Below are 15,942 nucleotides of genomic sequence, written 5' to 3'. Positions count from 1 at the left end.
AAACTAACGAAAATTGTGCCAAAAAAGTATTCGTTTTAACAGTCTGATAGGGCTTTGCCGTTATTTTACGGTCTGTTTCTTAGGTGATTCAAAAAGCCCTTTTACATCTACCTGGTTGTGCAGGATGTCATCAAAAGTTTCCCTTTTTCTTATTAAATGGGCTTTTCCTTGGTACCAAAGCACTTCGGCCGGTCTGTATCTGGAATTATAGTTACTGGCCATGGTAAAGCAATAGGCACCGGCATTTTGAAAGCACAATATGTCACCTTCGGATATTTCGTTGATTCTACGGTTGCTTCCAAAAGTGTCCGTTTCGCAGATGTACCCAACAACGGAGTAATAGCGTTCCTTGCCTTTTGGATTGGATATATTGATGATTTGATGGTTGGAACCATACAACATAGGTCTGATAAGGTGATTGAAGCCCGAGTCCACACTTGCAAAAACCGTGGAAGTGGTTTGTTTCACCACATTGACCTTTGCCAAAAAGTGACCCGCTTCGCTCACTAAAAATTTACCGGGCTCAAAGGCGAGGGTAAGTTCTTTGCCGTATTCCTTACAGAATTCGTTGAATCTTGTGGTGAGTTTTTTGCCCAATTCATCTACATTGGTCTGGATATCGCCCTCTTTGTAAGGTACCTTAAACCCGCTACCAAAATCTATAAACTCTAAATCCTTGAAGTTTTTTGCGGTTTCAAAAAGAATTTCGGACGCATAAAGAAACACATCAATATCCAAAATATCGCTACCGGTGTGCATGTGGATTCCGTTGATGTTCATATTGGTCAACTCCACAATACGCAACAAATGTGGTATTTGGTGAATGCTGATTCCGAATTTTGAATCGATATGTCCAACGGATATTTTGGAATTGCCTCCCGCCATTACATGAGGGTTGATCCGAATACAAACGGGAATATCGGGATGCTTGCTTCCAAATTGTTCCAAAATGGAGAGATTGTCTATGTTAACCTGAATGCCAAGGGCGGCAGCTTCCTCAATCTCTTCCAAAGAAACACCGTTGGGGGTAAAAATAATGGACTCCGGCTTAAAGCCCGCCAAAAGCCCTAGTTTAACTTCTTGAATGGATACCGTGTCCAAACCACTCCCCAAGCTGTTCAACAATCTTAAGATACTAAGATTGGACAAAGCTTTGGCCGCATAGTTCAATTTAAGATTGGGTACCCCTTTAAAAGCATTGGTGAGCTTTTTATATTGTGAGGTAATCTTATCGGCATCATAAACATAAAGAGGTGCGCCAAACTGCTCGGTAAGCTGAAGTAAATCCTTAGAATTCATGTTAAACGGAATTTTAAACAAAACTATATGTTGTTACTTATACACGCAAGAAATAAAACATTTTTATCAAAATATAACAAGTTGTTTTATTTGAAACAACAATAGGTCTTTTGAAGTTGTGGTTTTAGGTTTTGATATGTATTTTTAAATAAATTGTGAAAATGAAGCTGCCCTTATTTCCATTACAATCCGTATTTTATCCAGGCGAAACCGTACCGCTGCATATTTTTGAAGACCGTTACAAACAGTTGATCACCGATTGCAGAAAGGAAGCTTTGACCTTTGGTGTCCCGGTTTTTATAAACAATGCAATTTCATACGGGACCGAGGTACAATTAGTGGAGGTAGTGAATACCTACGAATCTGGAGAAATGGACGTGGTTTGTGTGGCGCGCCAAGTATTTAAAGTATTGAGCTTTGAAAAACAAATGGAAGGCAAGTTGTATGCTGGAGGAGAAGTTGAATTCTTGGAAATGGAAAACGATGCCGATGAAAGTTTAAGGGAAGAAGTGCTTCAAAAAGTGGAGGCCCTATACGATATCATGGATGTCCCGTTCACGAAAACAACCCCCAAACAGTTCAACAGCTATTCATTGGCGCACAAAATGGGGCTTTCCTTTGAACAGGAATATGAATTGTTGCTCTTGAGGAAGGAAACTGATCGTTTGAATTTTATAAAAAAGCATTTAGAAGCCACCACAGATATTTTAAACGAGGTAAACCGAACCAAGGAAGTCATCGAAATGAACGGACATTTTAAAAATTTTGATCCTTTGGACTTTCAAGATTTCAAGTTGTAGCCTTTCCAAAGCAGAAAGTGGTTATTTAATCTGCCAATTGCGAATTAATCATTTAACATCTTCAATTTGTCAGCGGTGTTTTCTATTTTTGTCTGCAAACAAAAGTAAATTCACAGATGAATCTTCACGAATATCAAGGAAAAGAGATTTTAGCCAGTTTTGGAGTTAGAATCCAACGAGGAATTGTTGCCCACAACGCCAAGGAAGCGGTAGATGCCGCAAAACAACTTACAGAGGAAACCGGGACCGGATGGCACGTAATAAAAGCGCAAGTGCATGCCGGTGGCCGTGGTAAGGGCGGTGGCGTAAAATTGGCCAAAAACTTGAAAGAAGTGGAAGAACTGGCAGGTAACATTATTGGGATGAACCTTGTTACCCCACAAACATCTGCCGAAGGTAAAAAAGTACACCAGGTATTGGTGGCCGAAGATGTGTATTACCCAGGAGACAGCGAGACCAGCGAGTTTTACATGTCCGTTTTGTTGAACAGGGGAACTGGAAGAAACATGATCATGTATTCTACCGAAGGAGGTATGGATATCGAAGAGGTGGCAGAAAAGACCCCACATTTGATCTTTACCGAAGAAATTGATCCCGGAATGGGGCTTTTGCCTTTCCAAGCTAGAAGGATTGCCTTTAATCTGGGATTGTCCGGTACAGCTTTCAAGGAGATGGTGAAATTTGTAATGTCCTTGTACAAAGCTTATGAGGAAAGCGATGCCAGTCTTTTTGAGATAAATCCGGTGTTGAAGACTTCAGACGATAAAATTATGGCTGTAGATGCCAAAGTATCCATTGATGACAACGCACTATATAGAAGAAAGGCTTATGCTGAAATGCGTGACCTTCGCGAAGAAAACCCAATCGAGGTTGAAGCGCGTGAAGTTGGCTTGAACTATGTTGATTTGGATGGCAACGTAGGTTGTATGGTAAACGGTGCTGGATTGGCAATGGCTACCATGGACTTGATTAAAATGGCAGGAGGGGAACCAGCAAACTTCTTGGATGTGGGTGGTACTGCAGATGCCAAAAGGGTTGAGGAAGCATTCCGTATTATCCTAAAGGATCCCAATGTAAAAGCAATTCTTATCAATATTTTTGGAGGTATAGTTCGTTGCGACCGTGTGGCGCAGGGCGTTGTAGATGCTTATAAAAACATGGGCGATGCCATACAGGTGCCGATTATTGTTAGGTTGCAGGGCACAAATGCAGAATTGGCCAAGGAAATCATCGACAACTCCGGTTTGGCAGTACATTCTGCCGTACAGTTTAAGGAAGCTGCGGATAAAGTGGAAGAGGTTTTGAGTTAGATCCTCAGAATCCTAAAAAATATTAAAGGGCAACGTTATCTTAACGTTGCCCTTTTTTGTTTTATGGGGTCGAAAAACCGTCCTTTTTAGCGCTGACCCAACCATTGATATTTGTACTTATTTCGTTTTGAACGGTTTCCGAAAATAAGGTTAAAGGGATAGAATTTTTTTCATGATAAAAGCCGGTATTTGCCCAAGTAGAGAGACATTAAACATTTGTTAAATCCCACTAATCTATAACAATTTTATTTTTTGATCGTCTTATTTTTGAAGTGTCATTAAAAAGGGGCATTAATCAAGTCCAAATATTGACAAATCGATAATCATCAATTTTAATCAAAAAACAAAGATCATGAGAAAATTAAAAACTGTATCGGTAGCGTTGGCACTATTTGCCACAATGAGTGCTTTTGCAACAGAAGGCAAAAAACCAATGAAAGCAAACAATCTTTCTGGTCAGATCTACGAAATGTTGAAAGAAAATCAATTCAACGCAGATGACAAGGAAATGACTGCCGAAGTTCGCTTTATAGTGAACGAGAAAGGTGAGTTGGTGGTGCTTTCCGTAGAAACAAAAGATGAAATTTTGGAAGGTTTCGTGAAAAATCGTTTAAACTACAAAAAGGTGAAATTGGACAACGTAGCCCCAGGTAGAGTTTACGAACTTCCATTACGAATTACCGCTTAAAAACGGGAATTGTTTGAGTTAGTTAGAAAAAGCCCTGAATTTCAGGGCTTTTTTATGTACTAAAACGAGGTGTTTTGGAGTTATCTAATAAAGATTGCAAACCAAAACCATCCATATGGGAACCTACAAGGAAAAATTGAGCATGCTTTCGGAGATGATTGCCTTTGCCAGGGTAGATCATTCCTTGAAACGGTCGGAGTATGATTTTTTGCTGCAAGTAGCCCGAAGTTTGGGTGTTAGTAAAGATATTTTTGATGGTCTGTTAAAGGAAAAATCCCCCAAAGTACGCCTAAAAACCCAAGCGGAGCGAATTGTACAGTTCCATAGGCTTATTCTCCTCATGAACATAGATCAGGAGCAGCACAAAAAAGAAATCAATACACTTTACAATATAGGACTTAAAATGGGCTTGCCTCCCACGGCCATTAGTCAGGTTTTAGAGGTGATGCACCGCTATCCCAACAAAATTGTTCCGCCGGATGTGCTGATCAATATCTTCAAGGCACATTACAATTAATGTCAAAATGACATGTAATTTCATTTAAACTATGCCATAAAGACATGTTTTTTCTATTGGTATAGGTTTTGACTTATACAAGGTGATTTAAATGTTTAACTAAAATTGAATCGCCATGAGTATAGTAAAAAGAAACAACCTGTTTTTCCCATCCTTGATGAACGATTTTATGGGTCCTGATTGGTTCGGTGGAACAGAAAAGTGGAATACTTCTGTGCCCGCTGTGAATATAAAGGACAATACCGAAGGTTTTGAATTGGAACTTGCCGTTCCTGGCATGAAAAAAGATGATTTTACCGTTGAGGTGGACAATGATGTGTTGACCATTTCCAGCGAAGTGAAATCTGAGAACGAGGAAAACACGGATAACTACACAAGAAAGGAGTTTTCCTTTACCTCTTTTAAAAGAGCCTTTACATTGCCCGAAACTGTAGATGGATCTAAAATCGACGCCAAATACGAGGATGGAGTATTGAAATTGACATTGCCCAAAAAACAAGAGGCATTGCCAAAACCAAAACGATTGATTGAAATAGGATAAAACATTAGAACACCAACTATAGGTGTTTCATGATGGTTGGATTAGTTGGTTAGTTTGAGGCGCGCCCCTGCATTAGCGGGGGCGCGTTTTTTATTGTTGGTCAAGGGTTAAACCTTGTAATTTTATAGGAGATACTATTGATCTTCATAAATTTTTTCTGTATTTTATGGTTAATTAGTGAGTTACTGAATTATTGAGTTGTTGTGTGTTGGCTAAATAACCTAATAACCATAACAAACTTGCCTGATGACAGTCGGGTTTCTTTACTTTTTAAATATCTTATCCGGAACTTGGAGTCCATAAGGGTTTATTCCTTTTCCTGAAGTATTTTTATTTCGTCCCTTAGTTTGGCCGCTTCCATAAAGTTGAGTTCTTTGGCGGCTTTTTCCATGGCCTTTCTTTTCTCCCTGATCAATTTTTCTTTTTGGTCTTGGGTTATATACTCAAGGTCCGGTTCCGCTGCCCGTAGCTCCTCTTTTTGGAAGTGATAGGTGGAAACCGAATTTTTGGCCAAGGCACTGTCCAGATTTTTCTTCAATGCCGTTGGGGTTATGTTGTGTTCCTTGTTGTAAGATATCTGTTTGTCCCTACGGTAATTGGTCTCATCAATGGTTTTTTGCATGCTGTCGGTAATCTTGTCTGCATACATAATTGCTTTCCCATTCAAATTTCGGGCTGCGCGCCCTACGGTTTGGGTCAAGGAACGGTTGCTGCGCAAAAAACCTTCTTTATCCGCATCCAGTATGGCTACGAGGGACACTTCGGGCAAATCCAACCCTTCGCGCAAAAGATTGACCCCAATGAGAACATCAAACAAACCTTTGCGCAAGTCCTGCATAATTTCCACCCTTTCCAAGGTATCCACATCACTATGGATGTAACGGCACCTAACATCAATTCTGGACAGGTACTTGGTAAGTTCCTCCGCCATACGTTTGGTAAGCGTGGTCACCAGTGTGCGTTCGTCCTGTTCCACCCGCTGTTGAATTTCTTCCACGAGGTCATCAATTTGGTTTTCACTGGGGCGCACCTCGATTACGGGATCCAATAAACCTGTTGGTCGGATAATCTGTTCCACATAAACCCCTTCGCTCAGCTCCAGTTCGTAATCGGCCGGGGTGGCACTTACGTAAATCACTTGGTTATGAAGCGCTTCAAATTCTTCAAACTTTAACGGACGGTTATCCATGGCCGCAGGTAAACGGAAACCATATTCCACCAAATTCTCTTTTCTAGAACGGTCCCCACCGTACATGGCATGTACCTGGGGTATGGTTACATGGCTTTCATCAATCACCATAAGGTAATCATCAGGAAAATAATCCAACAGACAGAAGGGGCGCGTTCCGGGTTTTCTTCCGTCCAAATACCTGGAATAATTCTCGATTCCGGAACAATATCCCAGTTCGCGAATCATCTCAAGGTCAAAATTGGTGCGTTCCTCCAAGCGTTTTGCTTCCAAAGGTCTGCCGATTTCCTTAAAATAATCTATCTGCTTAACAAGGTCGTCCTGTATCTCCTTTATGGCATTCTGAAGCACATCTGGAGAAGTAACGAACATATTCGCCGGGTAAATGTTCAGCGTATCATATATTTCAATGACGTTATTGTTGTAGGGATCCAATGCTTCGATTTCCTCAATTTCATCACCAAAAAAATGAATGCGGAAGGCATGATCGGCATAGCCGGGAAACACATCCACCACATCGCCTTTTACCCTAAAATTACCATTTCTGAAATCCGCAGTGGTTCTAGCATAAAGACTCTGTACCAATTGCTTTAGGAATTTTGTTCTTGAGATGACCTGATCTCTGTGAATGGTGATAACGTTCTTTTGAAATTCTACAGGGTTTCCGATACCGTATAAACAGGAAACGGAAGCCACCACAAGTACATCACGTCTTCCTGATAGGAGAGAGGAGGTAGTGCTCAATCGTAATTTCTCTATATCCTCGTTTATGGAAAGGTCTTTTTCAATGTAAAGTCCACTCGTTGGAATATAGGCTTCGGGCTGATAATAATCGTAATAGGAAACAAAGTATTCCACGGCATTGTTGGGAAAAAATTGCTTGAATTCCGAGTACAATTGTGCTGCCAAGGTCTTGTTGTGCGCCAAAACCAAGGTTGGGCGCTGAACGGATTCCACCACATTGGCCACGGTAAATGTTTTGCCTGACCCAGTTACCCCGAGCAAGGTCTGATGTTGGGCTTTAGCTTCAATGCCCTCTACCAATTGTCGTATGGCCTCGGGTTGGTCGCCCGTTGGCTTAAAGTCGGAAACTACCTGAAATTTCATAAAGTAAAAATACTAAAGGCAGTCGCTAAATAGAAGCAAAGCTTAAATATTCTTGCTTGATGTTGTTACAAATCGCGTTTCTTCAACAAGGCGTAGGATAAATAGATGAAAATGGCCGTCCAGATAATGACTATGAAGAACTCATACCAATAAACATGGTAGTCAAACTTCATATTCTCTCCAATCTGTTGTCCTATGTTTTGAACCGCAGAGAGCCTTGTAAAGGGTTCTTTTATCAAGTTGGACATGGATTCCAACGGAAAGAATCTTTTTACTGCTTTAGCAGCTTCCCAGCTCATAACTTTCCAGCCCAATAAACCAAATACCACTTGCTCAAATATGGTCCATAAAATCAGGAAACCGAGCGCAAAAGCAGAGCGTTTTACCAAAATCCCCAAGAAAAGACAGAAAGAGAAGAATCCGACCAACTTAATAAAGAAAGCGGGCAAAAACTCCAAATCAGAGAATATGATGGACATTTCGTTGTAGTCCGAATAGGCCAAACCAAGAATCATGGATACCACAAAAACAAATATGGTGGATATGAGCGCAAAAGAGATTACCGTGAGAACTTTGGAAGTAATGAATTCCTTTTTGGATAATCCGTCTATCAAATTTTGTTTTATGGTCTTGTTGCTGTATTCGTTGGACATCATGGAAACAATTACAATAGCCAGAAACAGCTTAAACAACGCCGTTACAAAGGTGTTGAAGTGCCAAATGTATGGGAAGTTGAATATGCCTTGGTCGGCAAGATGGAACTCTACCGGGCCAATATCAAACTTAATTGCTGCAATGAGGGCGATGGAAGTCAAGAGCACAAAATAGGAGATAATAAGTACCTTGCTGGCCCTATTGTTCCACAGTTTTATAAATTCTATTTGTAGGAGACGTAACATTCGTTTTTTGATTATTGGTTTTTGGTCAAGGTTAAAAATTGTTCTTCGAGGCTTTCTTTTCGTTTTACAAGATGCGAAAGTGTAATTCCTTTATCAAACAGCATTTTGTTCAAGCTTTCAGCATCCATTTCCTCTTTTAAATAGGCAGTAAGGGTGCCGTTGAAGTTTTCTATCTTGCCAAAACTGGCACTTTTTTCTAAGAGTTCCTGTAATTGGTCCATGTTGTTCGACCTCAATTCAAAAAAGCCATGACTTGCCAACATACTGTCCACAGGTCCTGAATACAGGTTTTCGCCCTTGCGAAGAATGATGACGTGCGAACATACCTTCTCTACTTCGTCCAATAGGTGGGAGGCTAATAGAATAGTGGTGCCTTGACTTGCAATTTTCTTGATGATTTCCCGTATCTGATGGATCCCCTGAGGATCTAAGCCATTGGTAGGCTCGTCCAAAATCAATATTTCAGGGTCGTTGAGCAGCGCAGAGGCAATGGCCATGCGTTGTTTCATACCCAGCGAATACGTTTTGAATTTGCTGTTGCGACGGTCCCACAGCCCCACCAATTCCAGTTTTTCTTGAATTTTGGTTTCCGGCACATTTTTTATTTTGCAAACCAGTCTTAAATTCTGGATGGCGTTCATGTACGGATAAAAATTGGGGCGTTCAATAATGGCGCCAACCTTTTTTAAGGCGTCGTGGGTTGATGTGGTTCCATCGAACCAGCTAAAATCACCTGAAGTACGGTTTACAACATTTAGAATGATACCCAAGGTTGTGGACTTGCCACTTCCATTGGGTCCCAAGATGCCATAAACATTCCCCTTCTCAATAGTAAAGGAGAGGTCGTTGACTGCAGTGAGATAACCAAATTTTTTGGTAAGATGGTTAACGGTTAGTATTGTTTCCAAGATATGCTATCGTTTTTTGAATGGTTTATACTAACTTGACGAAGTATATTGCAATTTGTTACAAATAATTGAATACAATGTCGGAAGAAAAATTGATGTCGAAAAAGAAACCTGCCTATCCCATAAGCAAGGATTTGGATAAATATTTGAAATATTACAATCGAAAAATAGAGATTCCCATCCATTATGATGACCTGCTTCGGTTTTCGGGAAGTGTAGCCGTGTACGATGCCAATGATGAGGATACCCTTTGGGTAAGGGTGTTTTATCCAGAGTTCGACCGCGATGAGATCGATCTTGCGTTAAAACGGGTGTATTCCAACTTTGTTTCGGATGGCAGTGATTCCATTTTCCCCTATTTAAATGTAGATTATGTGGACTATTGCACTTTTGGGAACTCCAAACCTTTTAGAATAAAGGTGCGTAACATTTTGAACGATAACTATACCCTGTTCTATGTAAAAAAGACAGATGCATCCCGCGTATATGGCTTGGAGCTCGAACACATGCTATCTCCGTACAACCTCAATTTTGTGATTTACGAAAATACCTTGATAGAAGAACACATTGTTGGTATACCAGGGGATGTTTTTATGAAGAAAAATCTGCCCAAGTGTACCGAGTTTGATAAAGCACAGATTGCCAAGGAGTTCGTGAAATTTAACGAACGATGTATGATTCGTTTGCTGGGCGATATGCGTTCCTATAACTATGTTATAGTTCCTACTCACGATTTTGATAGTGTGGTCTATAAGATAAGGGCCATAGATTTTGACCAACAATGTTATGAAGGAAAAATAAAAGTGTACCGCCCCCAATTTTTTAAGGAGAACAAAACCATGGTCGATTTGGTCCAGGATAAATTGACCATTGATTCCGTAAACCAGTATATTGTAGAGGAGCGTTCCATTATTGCCAAAAGAATATTGAGCTGGGGTAGAAGACTTAAGCGACTATTGGATGTATGCAAAGAAGACACCATTGCCCCGCCAGAAAATATAGAAATGCTTAAAACTCAATTGTTGGAGCTAACGGGAGACATTAATTTTAGGGACAGCAACACCATGGGAGAGGTATTGATCCACGCCCTGGATTTTGTGAAGCGAAACTACGAGGATGTAAGTATGCGAGAGATTATAGAGAAGAAATTCTAACTTTTCTGTTCCTTGTTGAAATAAACAAGGTAGTAATACATCTGCCGTTCCTCGTCCCAACCTTTTTCCACAAATTTTTCCGCGGATTCCGGGTTGATGAAATCCATTTTTATCTGAATGTTGGTGTCCAGATTAATGACGTTCTTTATTTTTTTACGGGCATCGCTCACGGCCTTGTTCGCAATATCAAAATTGGAAACGTCCTCAATGCTGTATTTGGGTCCCTTCTCTACTTTGTAGTGCTTAAACTCAGGGATAAGCTCTGGGTTTTCCATGACCTCGTTCAAGAATGAGGTCTCTTCAAAATTGTCGTTTTTGGCAAAGTGATTCACAGCACGGTTCATGAACATGACTTCCTGTTGCTTGTCCTCGGCAGGCAAAACCACATCTTTTGCAAAGTTTTGACAGAATTTAAGGTAATTCTTTGTGTAGAAGTTGTCATCGGTCAATGGCAACACTCCCAAAAAGTTTTCCAGCCAGTATTTTGCGTCATAACGGTTGCTATCTACGGAAAGAACTTTAAATCCTTCTTCTTTGTTGATGTTGAATACAATACACCCCTTGTCAAGCTTATTGATGTTGATGCCTTGTCGAATCAAGATCTCCAAATTATGTTCGTTCTCTTCAAATTGAAGAAAATCGTGCTTCAACTCGCTTTTAAAAATACCCACCGCATCCGTTTTTTGGTTGTCGATGACCATATCCGAAAAATGCACCACATAAACTTCCCCACTTTTTATATGCGGGTGGTTGGATTGCTCAAAAAGGTGTGTAGTTATTTTTTTGGAAAGCCTGTGGTTGTCGGATGGGTTTTCGAAAATTTCCGTGACCGCTGTACAAACCTCGTTGAATTCCACGTCCACTTCGTGATTGAACTTATAATAGTTTTCCTCCTTTTCCCTGAAAGGCTTAAAGAAATATTCCTTCAGCAAACCGGCCATTTCATCGTTGAGCGAAAAAGGCTCTGCGGACAAAAAAGCGGATTCGTTTTTACTTTTATTGCCAACACGGTGAAGCGAAATGCTTTCGATTTGGGCGGAATATAGGTTTAGCATTTTTAGGTAAAGTGTTAAGGGTTAAAACTTAGGTGAAGCGTTCTTTTAATTCCAGTTTTCGTCAAAGTCCATATCGTCGTACCTATCTAGGAGATCGTCAAAATCGCCTTCATCATCGCTGGGCTTTGCCTCAAACTGCTTTTCTGGGGGGGCATCGGGCAGTTCACCAAAGGTAAACAATAGGTTCGGGTATACCTTGCCATCTTCTTTGTCAACAATATCGGCCAATTCCACAAAAAAGGTCCACATGCTAAAAAAGTCGTACACATAGATCATTTTTGGATTGTCCTCCGTTAAAACATCGTCAAGGGATGTTTCGTTCATCAATCGGATATCGGAACCGCTCTCGCTCATGTCAAAGAGGGCAATTTCCTCATCTTGGTTCCATTCTTCATCACAGGTGTAAAAGGAGGCCATTTCACTCCCTTCAAAACCAAAAGCTTGGGTTATGGCATTGTGGAAATCTTCCAAATTACTTTGGTCTTCAATTTCGATATCGCGAAAGATATCTTCCTCAGCATCAAGTATTATCCTGATTTTATAAATCATCCATCAAATTTTAGAGTGGACACAAAGGTACAATAATAGACCTTATTTGGCGAACCTGTGCAATGTAAAAGTCATGGCAGCCAAAAGGAAAAATGCACCGATTTGATGCGCAATTCCCAACCAAAGGGGAACGGCATAAATTAATGTGAGCACACCCAATACAAATTGAACAAAAACCAAGGCCAATAGTGTTTTCAACCCTTTTTCTTGAAGCGGAGTTGTCTGTATTTTACGTGTTCTGTACCAAATCAATGCAATAAAACCAACTACAACATAAGCTAGGTATCGGTGTACAAACTGTACTCCGCTTTTCCCTTCATAAAAGTTTTTGATCAGGGGTTGTTGCTCAATGTACACCGTTTCGTGCATCAGTTTGCCTTCGTTCATCAAGGGCCAATGGTTGTGTATAAAACCTGCGTCCAAACCTGCCACAAAGGCACCCCAGATAATCTGTACCAAGAGGAGGACAAGTCCAGCTCGAACCAGGTTCCTGATTTTTATATTGATTTCTTTTCGCTTTGGATAAATAAGGTCCAGTGCCACCCACAAACTATAGGCGAAGGTGAGGAATGCCGTGGTCAAGTGAGCCGCCAACCTATAGTGGGACACATCGGGACGGTCCACAAGGCCGCTTTTGACCATGTACCAGCCCAAAAAACCCTGGAATCCGCCCATAAAGAGCAGAATCAGACATTTTTTGATGGTGGGCCTGTCCAATTTTTTGGTGAACAAAAAGTATAAGAACGGCAAAATAAATACCACGCCGATAAATCTACCTATAACCCTGTGCAGCCATTCCCAGAAGTAGATGTCCTTAAATTCCTCAATTCCAAAATGGTAGTTTAGTTTTTGGTACTCTGGATATTGTTTGTAGAGGTCAAAAGCCTCTTGCCATTCCTGCTCGTTCATTGGCGGTATGGTGCCCTGTATCAATTTATAATCGGAAATGGAAAGTCCAGAATGCGTAAGACGCGTGATACCCCCGACCAAAACCATGACAAAAATGAGAAAGCATCCTGTTAACAACCAATACACTACATATTTGTTCTTTTTCATTCGGAGTGGACTTTTAAATTCATTTTTTTGCCTTTTTCCAACATAAAATGGTAGGCGGCTTCATACTCGTTGGGAATTTCTCCCTCTAGAATGGCTTCTTTGATGGCGTCTTTGATGATGCCAATTTCTTTTGAAGGCTTTAGGTTGAAGGTTTTCATAATCTCTTCACCAGAAACGGGCGGTTGAAAGTTTCGGATATGGTCACGTTCTTCGACCTCCACTATTTTTTGACGGACTATCTTAAAATTGTTCTTGTACTTTTTCTGTTTGCGCGGGTTCTTGGTTGTAATGTCGGCCTCGCAAAGCGTCATCAAATCTTCCACAAAATCCCCTGCATCAAAAACCAACCGCCTTACCGCGGAATCGGTCACATGATCCTCGGAAAGGATGATGGGCCTTGAACTCATCAATACCATTTTTTGAACGAATTTCATTTTCTCGTTCAAGGGCATCCGCAACCTTTTGAAGAGTTTGTACACCATTTTTGCCCCAACAAATTCGTGCGCATGGAACGTCCAACCGATTTTTTTATGGAATTTTTTGGTGGGAGCCTTGCCGATATCGTGCAGCAATGCGGCCCAGCGTAACCAAAGGTTGTCGGTGGTTTCGGCAATATTGTCCACCACCTCCAGAGTGTGCCAAAAGTTATCCTTATGGCGTTGGCCTTCCTTTTCCTCTATTCCCTGTAGTGCCGTTAGCTCGGGTAGAATTAATGGAAGAAGTTCTGTTTGGTGCATCAATTTAAAACCAACAGATGGTTTGGAGCTCATCAAAATTTTGTGGAGCTCGTCCACAATACGTTCTTTGGACACTATTTTAATGCGGTCCTTGTTCTCGGTAATAGCTTGGAGCGATTGCAGTTCAATCGTAAAGTGTAATTGTGTGGCAAAACGAATGGCTCTCATCATCCGTAATGGGTCGTCGGAATACGTAATGCCCGGATCCAAAGGTGTCCGGATAATTTTTCGGTCCAAATCGGTCAAACCATCAAAAGGGTCTAAAAGCTCGCCAAAATTGGATTCATTTAATGCCAAAGCCATGGCATTTATGGTAAAATCGCGGCGGTTTTGGTCGTCTTCCAAAGTGCCATCCTCCACAATGGGTTTTCGGCTATCGCGATTGTAACTTTCTTTTCGGGCACCCACAAATTCAAGCTCCAAATCCTTGTGCTTGATCATGGCGGTGCCAAAATTCTTGAACACGGAAATTTCAGGTTTGCCCTTCAGTTTGGAGGCCACCTTTTTGGCAAGTTCTATTCCACTGCCAATGGCGACAATGTCTATGTCCTTTGGGGTGTTTCGTTTTAAAAAGTAATCACGAACAAACCCGCCGATTACATAAGAATCCACTCCCAACTCATCCGAAGCTTCGCCAATAAGTTTAAAAATAGGATGTTGTATTGCTTTTGTATGGAATTCCTTCGTCATTATTATTCCCGAATAACCTTCACTTGTCCGTCGTTGCTCAATTTAATGATGGAGGATGGGGAAGGGTTTATATTTTCATCGGGCAAATTTACCACATAGTCCACTCCTTTTAAAATTTCTTCTTCAATATCCTTGAATTGTTTTGGGGTAGGATTCCCCGAAATATTGGCGGATGTGGAAACTATCGGTTTTCTGAATTTATTGATGAGATATTGGCAGAATTTATCGGAAGCCACCCGAATAGCCAATGTATTATCTTCAGCCACCAGATTGCTGGCAATGCCGATGGGATTATCAAACACAATGGTGGTGGGTTTTGTGGCCAAGTCCATAATATCGTAGGCCACATCGGGCACTTCCTTAACATGGCGTTCCAGCATGGCCTGGTTGGCTACCAAACAGATGAGGGCTTTGGTATCTTCCCTTTTTTTGAGGGCGTATACTTTTTTAACGGCTTCGGGGTTGGTGGCATCGCAGCCTATGCCCCAGACCGTATCGGTAGGGTAGAGGATGAGCCCGCCTTCTTGCAGTATTTTATTGCAGTTGTTGATTTCTTCAATCAATGTTCTCGAATTTTAGATTAAAATGGTTGGTCAAGGCCATCCATTGTGTCCTGTTTTTGTCCATTCCAATATTCCCTTTTTTCAAGGAAACCTTTTGTGAGCCCCAAATTGGGATGGGGTCTTTTCCGGTATTTCCGGCTTGTATTGAAACTGTGTTTTTGAAAAGTCCCATAACCTTAAACCAAAGATCATCAGCATTTGGAACAAGCTTTAAGAATAGGTCTTTGTCAAAAACCTGTTCATGCATGGTGTTGGGTGGGTAAAAAGTACCGCCAGCACCAATGGGCAATGTTAATTCAGGGTTTTCACAGCCTGATTTATTCGATTTCCATTGTTTGTACGGCAGCAGTTCCCCTAATCTATCATAAGTAATGCATCGGGTTTGATTGGCTATGATTTTATCTGGATTCCCTTGATGGGCTTCATACAGTTTTGACAGCCAGTTTTTCCGGTACATCATATCATCATCACAAGTGATGATGGCTTTTTTTGGATAATGCTTAAGAGGTTCTACCAGTTTTCTATGTGAACTGTAGTAGTCCGTAAATTCAACAGTGAACAAGTCTCCAATCAGCACATTAAGTTTTTTTGGGATTTTTCCCCTTAAGTCATTGTGCAACCAAAGCATGATTTTTTCCGGTAACACATCTTGATTCAGCAAACTCCGAATAGTAAGGTGTACAATGTTTAATCTTGATGGGATTGAAGCCAACGATAATATTACCGGAATCTGCTTTTTATTGGACGAAAGCTTTTCCTTGGATTGCCAAGTTAAATTAGCTTGATAAAAAAGTGAAACAGGGATTTCTTTAACCTTCATTTTGGAAGTTTAGAATCACAAAATTAAGGATATGAGATAACATTTAATATTTCTATTTTT

16 protein-coding genes are annotated in these 15,942 nt (G+C 40.8%); 6 read left to right on the top strand and 10 right to left on the bottom strand.

Annotated features, from left to right (window positions below; all coding sequences use genetic code 11):
• Positions 1–60 precede the first annotated feature (60 nt).
• Positions 61–1,299: a diaminopimelate decarboxylase gene (gene lysA / locus AC13CS_RS05545; RefSeq protein WP_293168346.1), complete on the bottom strand. Its 1,239-nt coding sequence runs from the start codon at positions 1,297–1,299 to the stop codon at positions 61–63.
• 161 nt (positions 1,300–1,460) lie between these two features.
• On the opposite strand from lysA, the gene AC13CS_RS05540 reads away from it, so the two are divergent.
• The 5 genes from AC13CS_RS05540 to AC13CS_RS05520 all read left to right on the top strand — a co-directional run bounded on the left by AC13CS_RS05540 (position 1,461) and on the right by AC13CS_RS05520 (position 5,155).
• The gene (locus AC13CS_RS05540; RefSeq protein ID WP_482888609.1) at positions 1,461–2,099 is read left to right on the top strand and encodes an LON peptidase substrate-binding domain-containing protein; all 639 of its coding nucleotides are present in this window, start codon (positions 1,461–1,463) and stop codon (positions 2,097–2,099) included.
• 116 nt (positions 2,100–2,215) lie between these two features.
• The gene (gene sucC, locus AC13CS_RS05535) at positions 2,216–3,409 is read left to right on the top strand and encodes an ADP-forming succinate--CoA ligase subunit beta (RefSeq protein ID WP_326277861.1); all 1,194 of its coding nucleotides are present in this window, start codon (positions 2,216–2,218) and stop codon (positions 3,407–3,409) included.
• 352 nt (positions 3,410–3,761) lie between these two features.
• The gene (locus AC13CS_RS05530; RefSeq protein WP_293168340.1) at positions 3,762–4,097 is read left to right on the top strand and encodes a hypothetical protein; all 336 of its coding nucleotides are present in this window, start codon (positions 3,762–3,764) and stop codon (positions 4,095–4,097) included.
• 115 nt (positions 4,098–4,212) lie between these two features.
• Positions 4,213–4,614 (top strand): TerB family tellurite resistance protein, encoded by a 402-nt coding sequence (locus tag AC13CS_RS05525; RefSeq protein ID WP_163625852.1) that lies wholly within the window; start codon positions 4,213–4,215, stop codon positions 4,612–4,614.
• Between the two features lie 115 nt (positions 4,615–4,729).
• On the top strand, positions 4,730–5,155 hold the full coding sequence (locus AC13CS_RS05520; RefSeq protein ID WP_482888608.1) for an Hsp20/alpha crystallin family protein: 426 nt from the start codon (positions 4,730–4,732) through the stop codon (positions 5,153–5,155).
• A 307-nt stretch (positions 5,156–5,462) separates the two neighbouring features.
• Here the strand turns inward: AC13CS_RS05520 and uvrB are convergent, their stop codons facing one another.
• The 3 genes from uvrB to AC13CS_RS05505 form a co-directional block, all read right to left on the bottom strand.
• A complete protein-coding gene (gene uvrB / locus AC13CS_RS05515) occupies positions 5,463–7,451 on the bottom strand; it encodes an excinuclease ABC subunit UvrB (protein WP_482888607.1) in 1,989 nt (662 codons plus the stop codon).
• 65 nt (positions 7,452–7,516) lie between these two features.
• Positions 7,517–8,350 carry an ABC transporter permease gene (locus AC13CS_RS05510; protein WP_482888606.1) on the bottom strand — a complete coding sequence of 278 codons (834 nt, stop codon included), beginning with the start codon at positions 8,348–8,350 and terminating at the stop codon, positions 7,517–7,519.
• Between the two features lie 11 nt (positions 8,351–8,361).
• Positions 8,362–9,258 carry an ABC transporter ATP-binding protein gene (locus AC13CS_RS05505; RefSeq protein ID WP_163625848.1) on the bottom strand — a complete coding sequence of 299 codons (897 nt, stop codon included), beginning with the start codon at positions 9,256–9,258 and terminating at the stop codon, positions 8,362–8,364.
• 77 nt (positions 9,259–9,335) lie between these two features.
• On the opposite strand from AC13CS_RS05505, the gene AC13CS_RS05500 reads away from it, so the two are divergent.
• The gene (locus AC13CS_RS05500; protein WP_163625847.1) at positions 9,336–10,412 is read left to right on the top strand and encodes a hypothetical protein; all 1,077 of its coding nucleotides are present in this window, start codon (positions 9,336–9,338) and stop codon (positions 10,410–10,412) included.
• Here the strand turns inward: AC13CS_RS05500 and AC13CS_RS05495 are convergent.
• The 6 genes from AC13CS_RS05495 to AC13CS_RS05470 are packed head-to-tail and all read right to left on the bottom strand — an operon-like array spanning position 10,409 to position 15,882.
• Positions 10,409–11,467 (bottom strand): nucleoid-associated protein, encoded by a 1,059-nt coding sequence (locus AC13CS_RS05495; protein WP_293168329.1) that lies wholly within the window; start codon positions 11,465–11,467, stop codon positions 10,409–10,411. The two genes, AC13CS_RS05500 and AC13CS_RS05495, sit on opposite strands and share 4 nt — an antisense overlap.
• 45 nt (positions 11,468–11,512) lie before the next feature.
• Positions 11,513–12,016: an IS1096 element passenger TnpR family protein gene (locus AC13CS_RS05490; RefSeq protein ID WP_482877586.1), complete on the bottom strand. Its 504-nt coding sequence runs from the start codon at positions 12,014–12,016 to the stop codon at positions 11,513–11,515.
• A 42-nt stretch (positions 12,017–12,058) separates the two neighbouring features.
• Positions 12,059–13,072: a COX15/CtaA family protein gene (locus AC13CS_RS05485; protein WP_482888604.1), complete on the bottom strand. Its 1,014-nt coding sequence runs from the start codon at positions 13,070–13,072 to the stop codon at positions 12,059–12,061.
• Complete coding sequence (locus tag AC13CS_RS05480; RefSeq protein WP_482888603.1) at positions 13,069–14,499, bottom strand: CCA tRNA nucleotidyltransferase; 1,431 nt, start codon at positions 14,497–14,499, stop codon at positions 13,069–13,071. Before AC13CS_RS05480 ends, AC13CS_RS05485 begins: the two co-directional genes overlap by 4 nt.
• A 2-nt stretch (positions 14,500–14,501) precedes the next feature.
• Positions 14,502–15,062, bottom strand: coding sequence for an L-threonylcarbamoyladenylate synthase (locus AC13CS_RS05475; RefSeq protein WP_482888602.1), 561 nt, complete (start codon positions 15,060–15,062; stop codon positions 14,502–14,504).
• Entirely contained in the window at positions 15,055–15,882 is an 828-nt protein-coding gene (locus AC13CS_RS05470) for a zinc-binding alcohol dehydrogenase (RefSeq protein ID WP_482888601.1), read from the bottom strand. Before AC13CS_RS05470 ends, AC13CS_RS05475 begins: the two co-directional genes overlap by 8 nt.
• Positions 15,883–15,942: the final 60 nt, after the last annotated feature.

The organism is Flagellimonas sp. B-3, from assembly GCF_056857835.1.
Note: the sequence above shows the minus strand (reverse complement) of the source record. Positions and strands in the feature narration are given on the sequence as shown.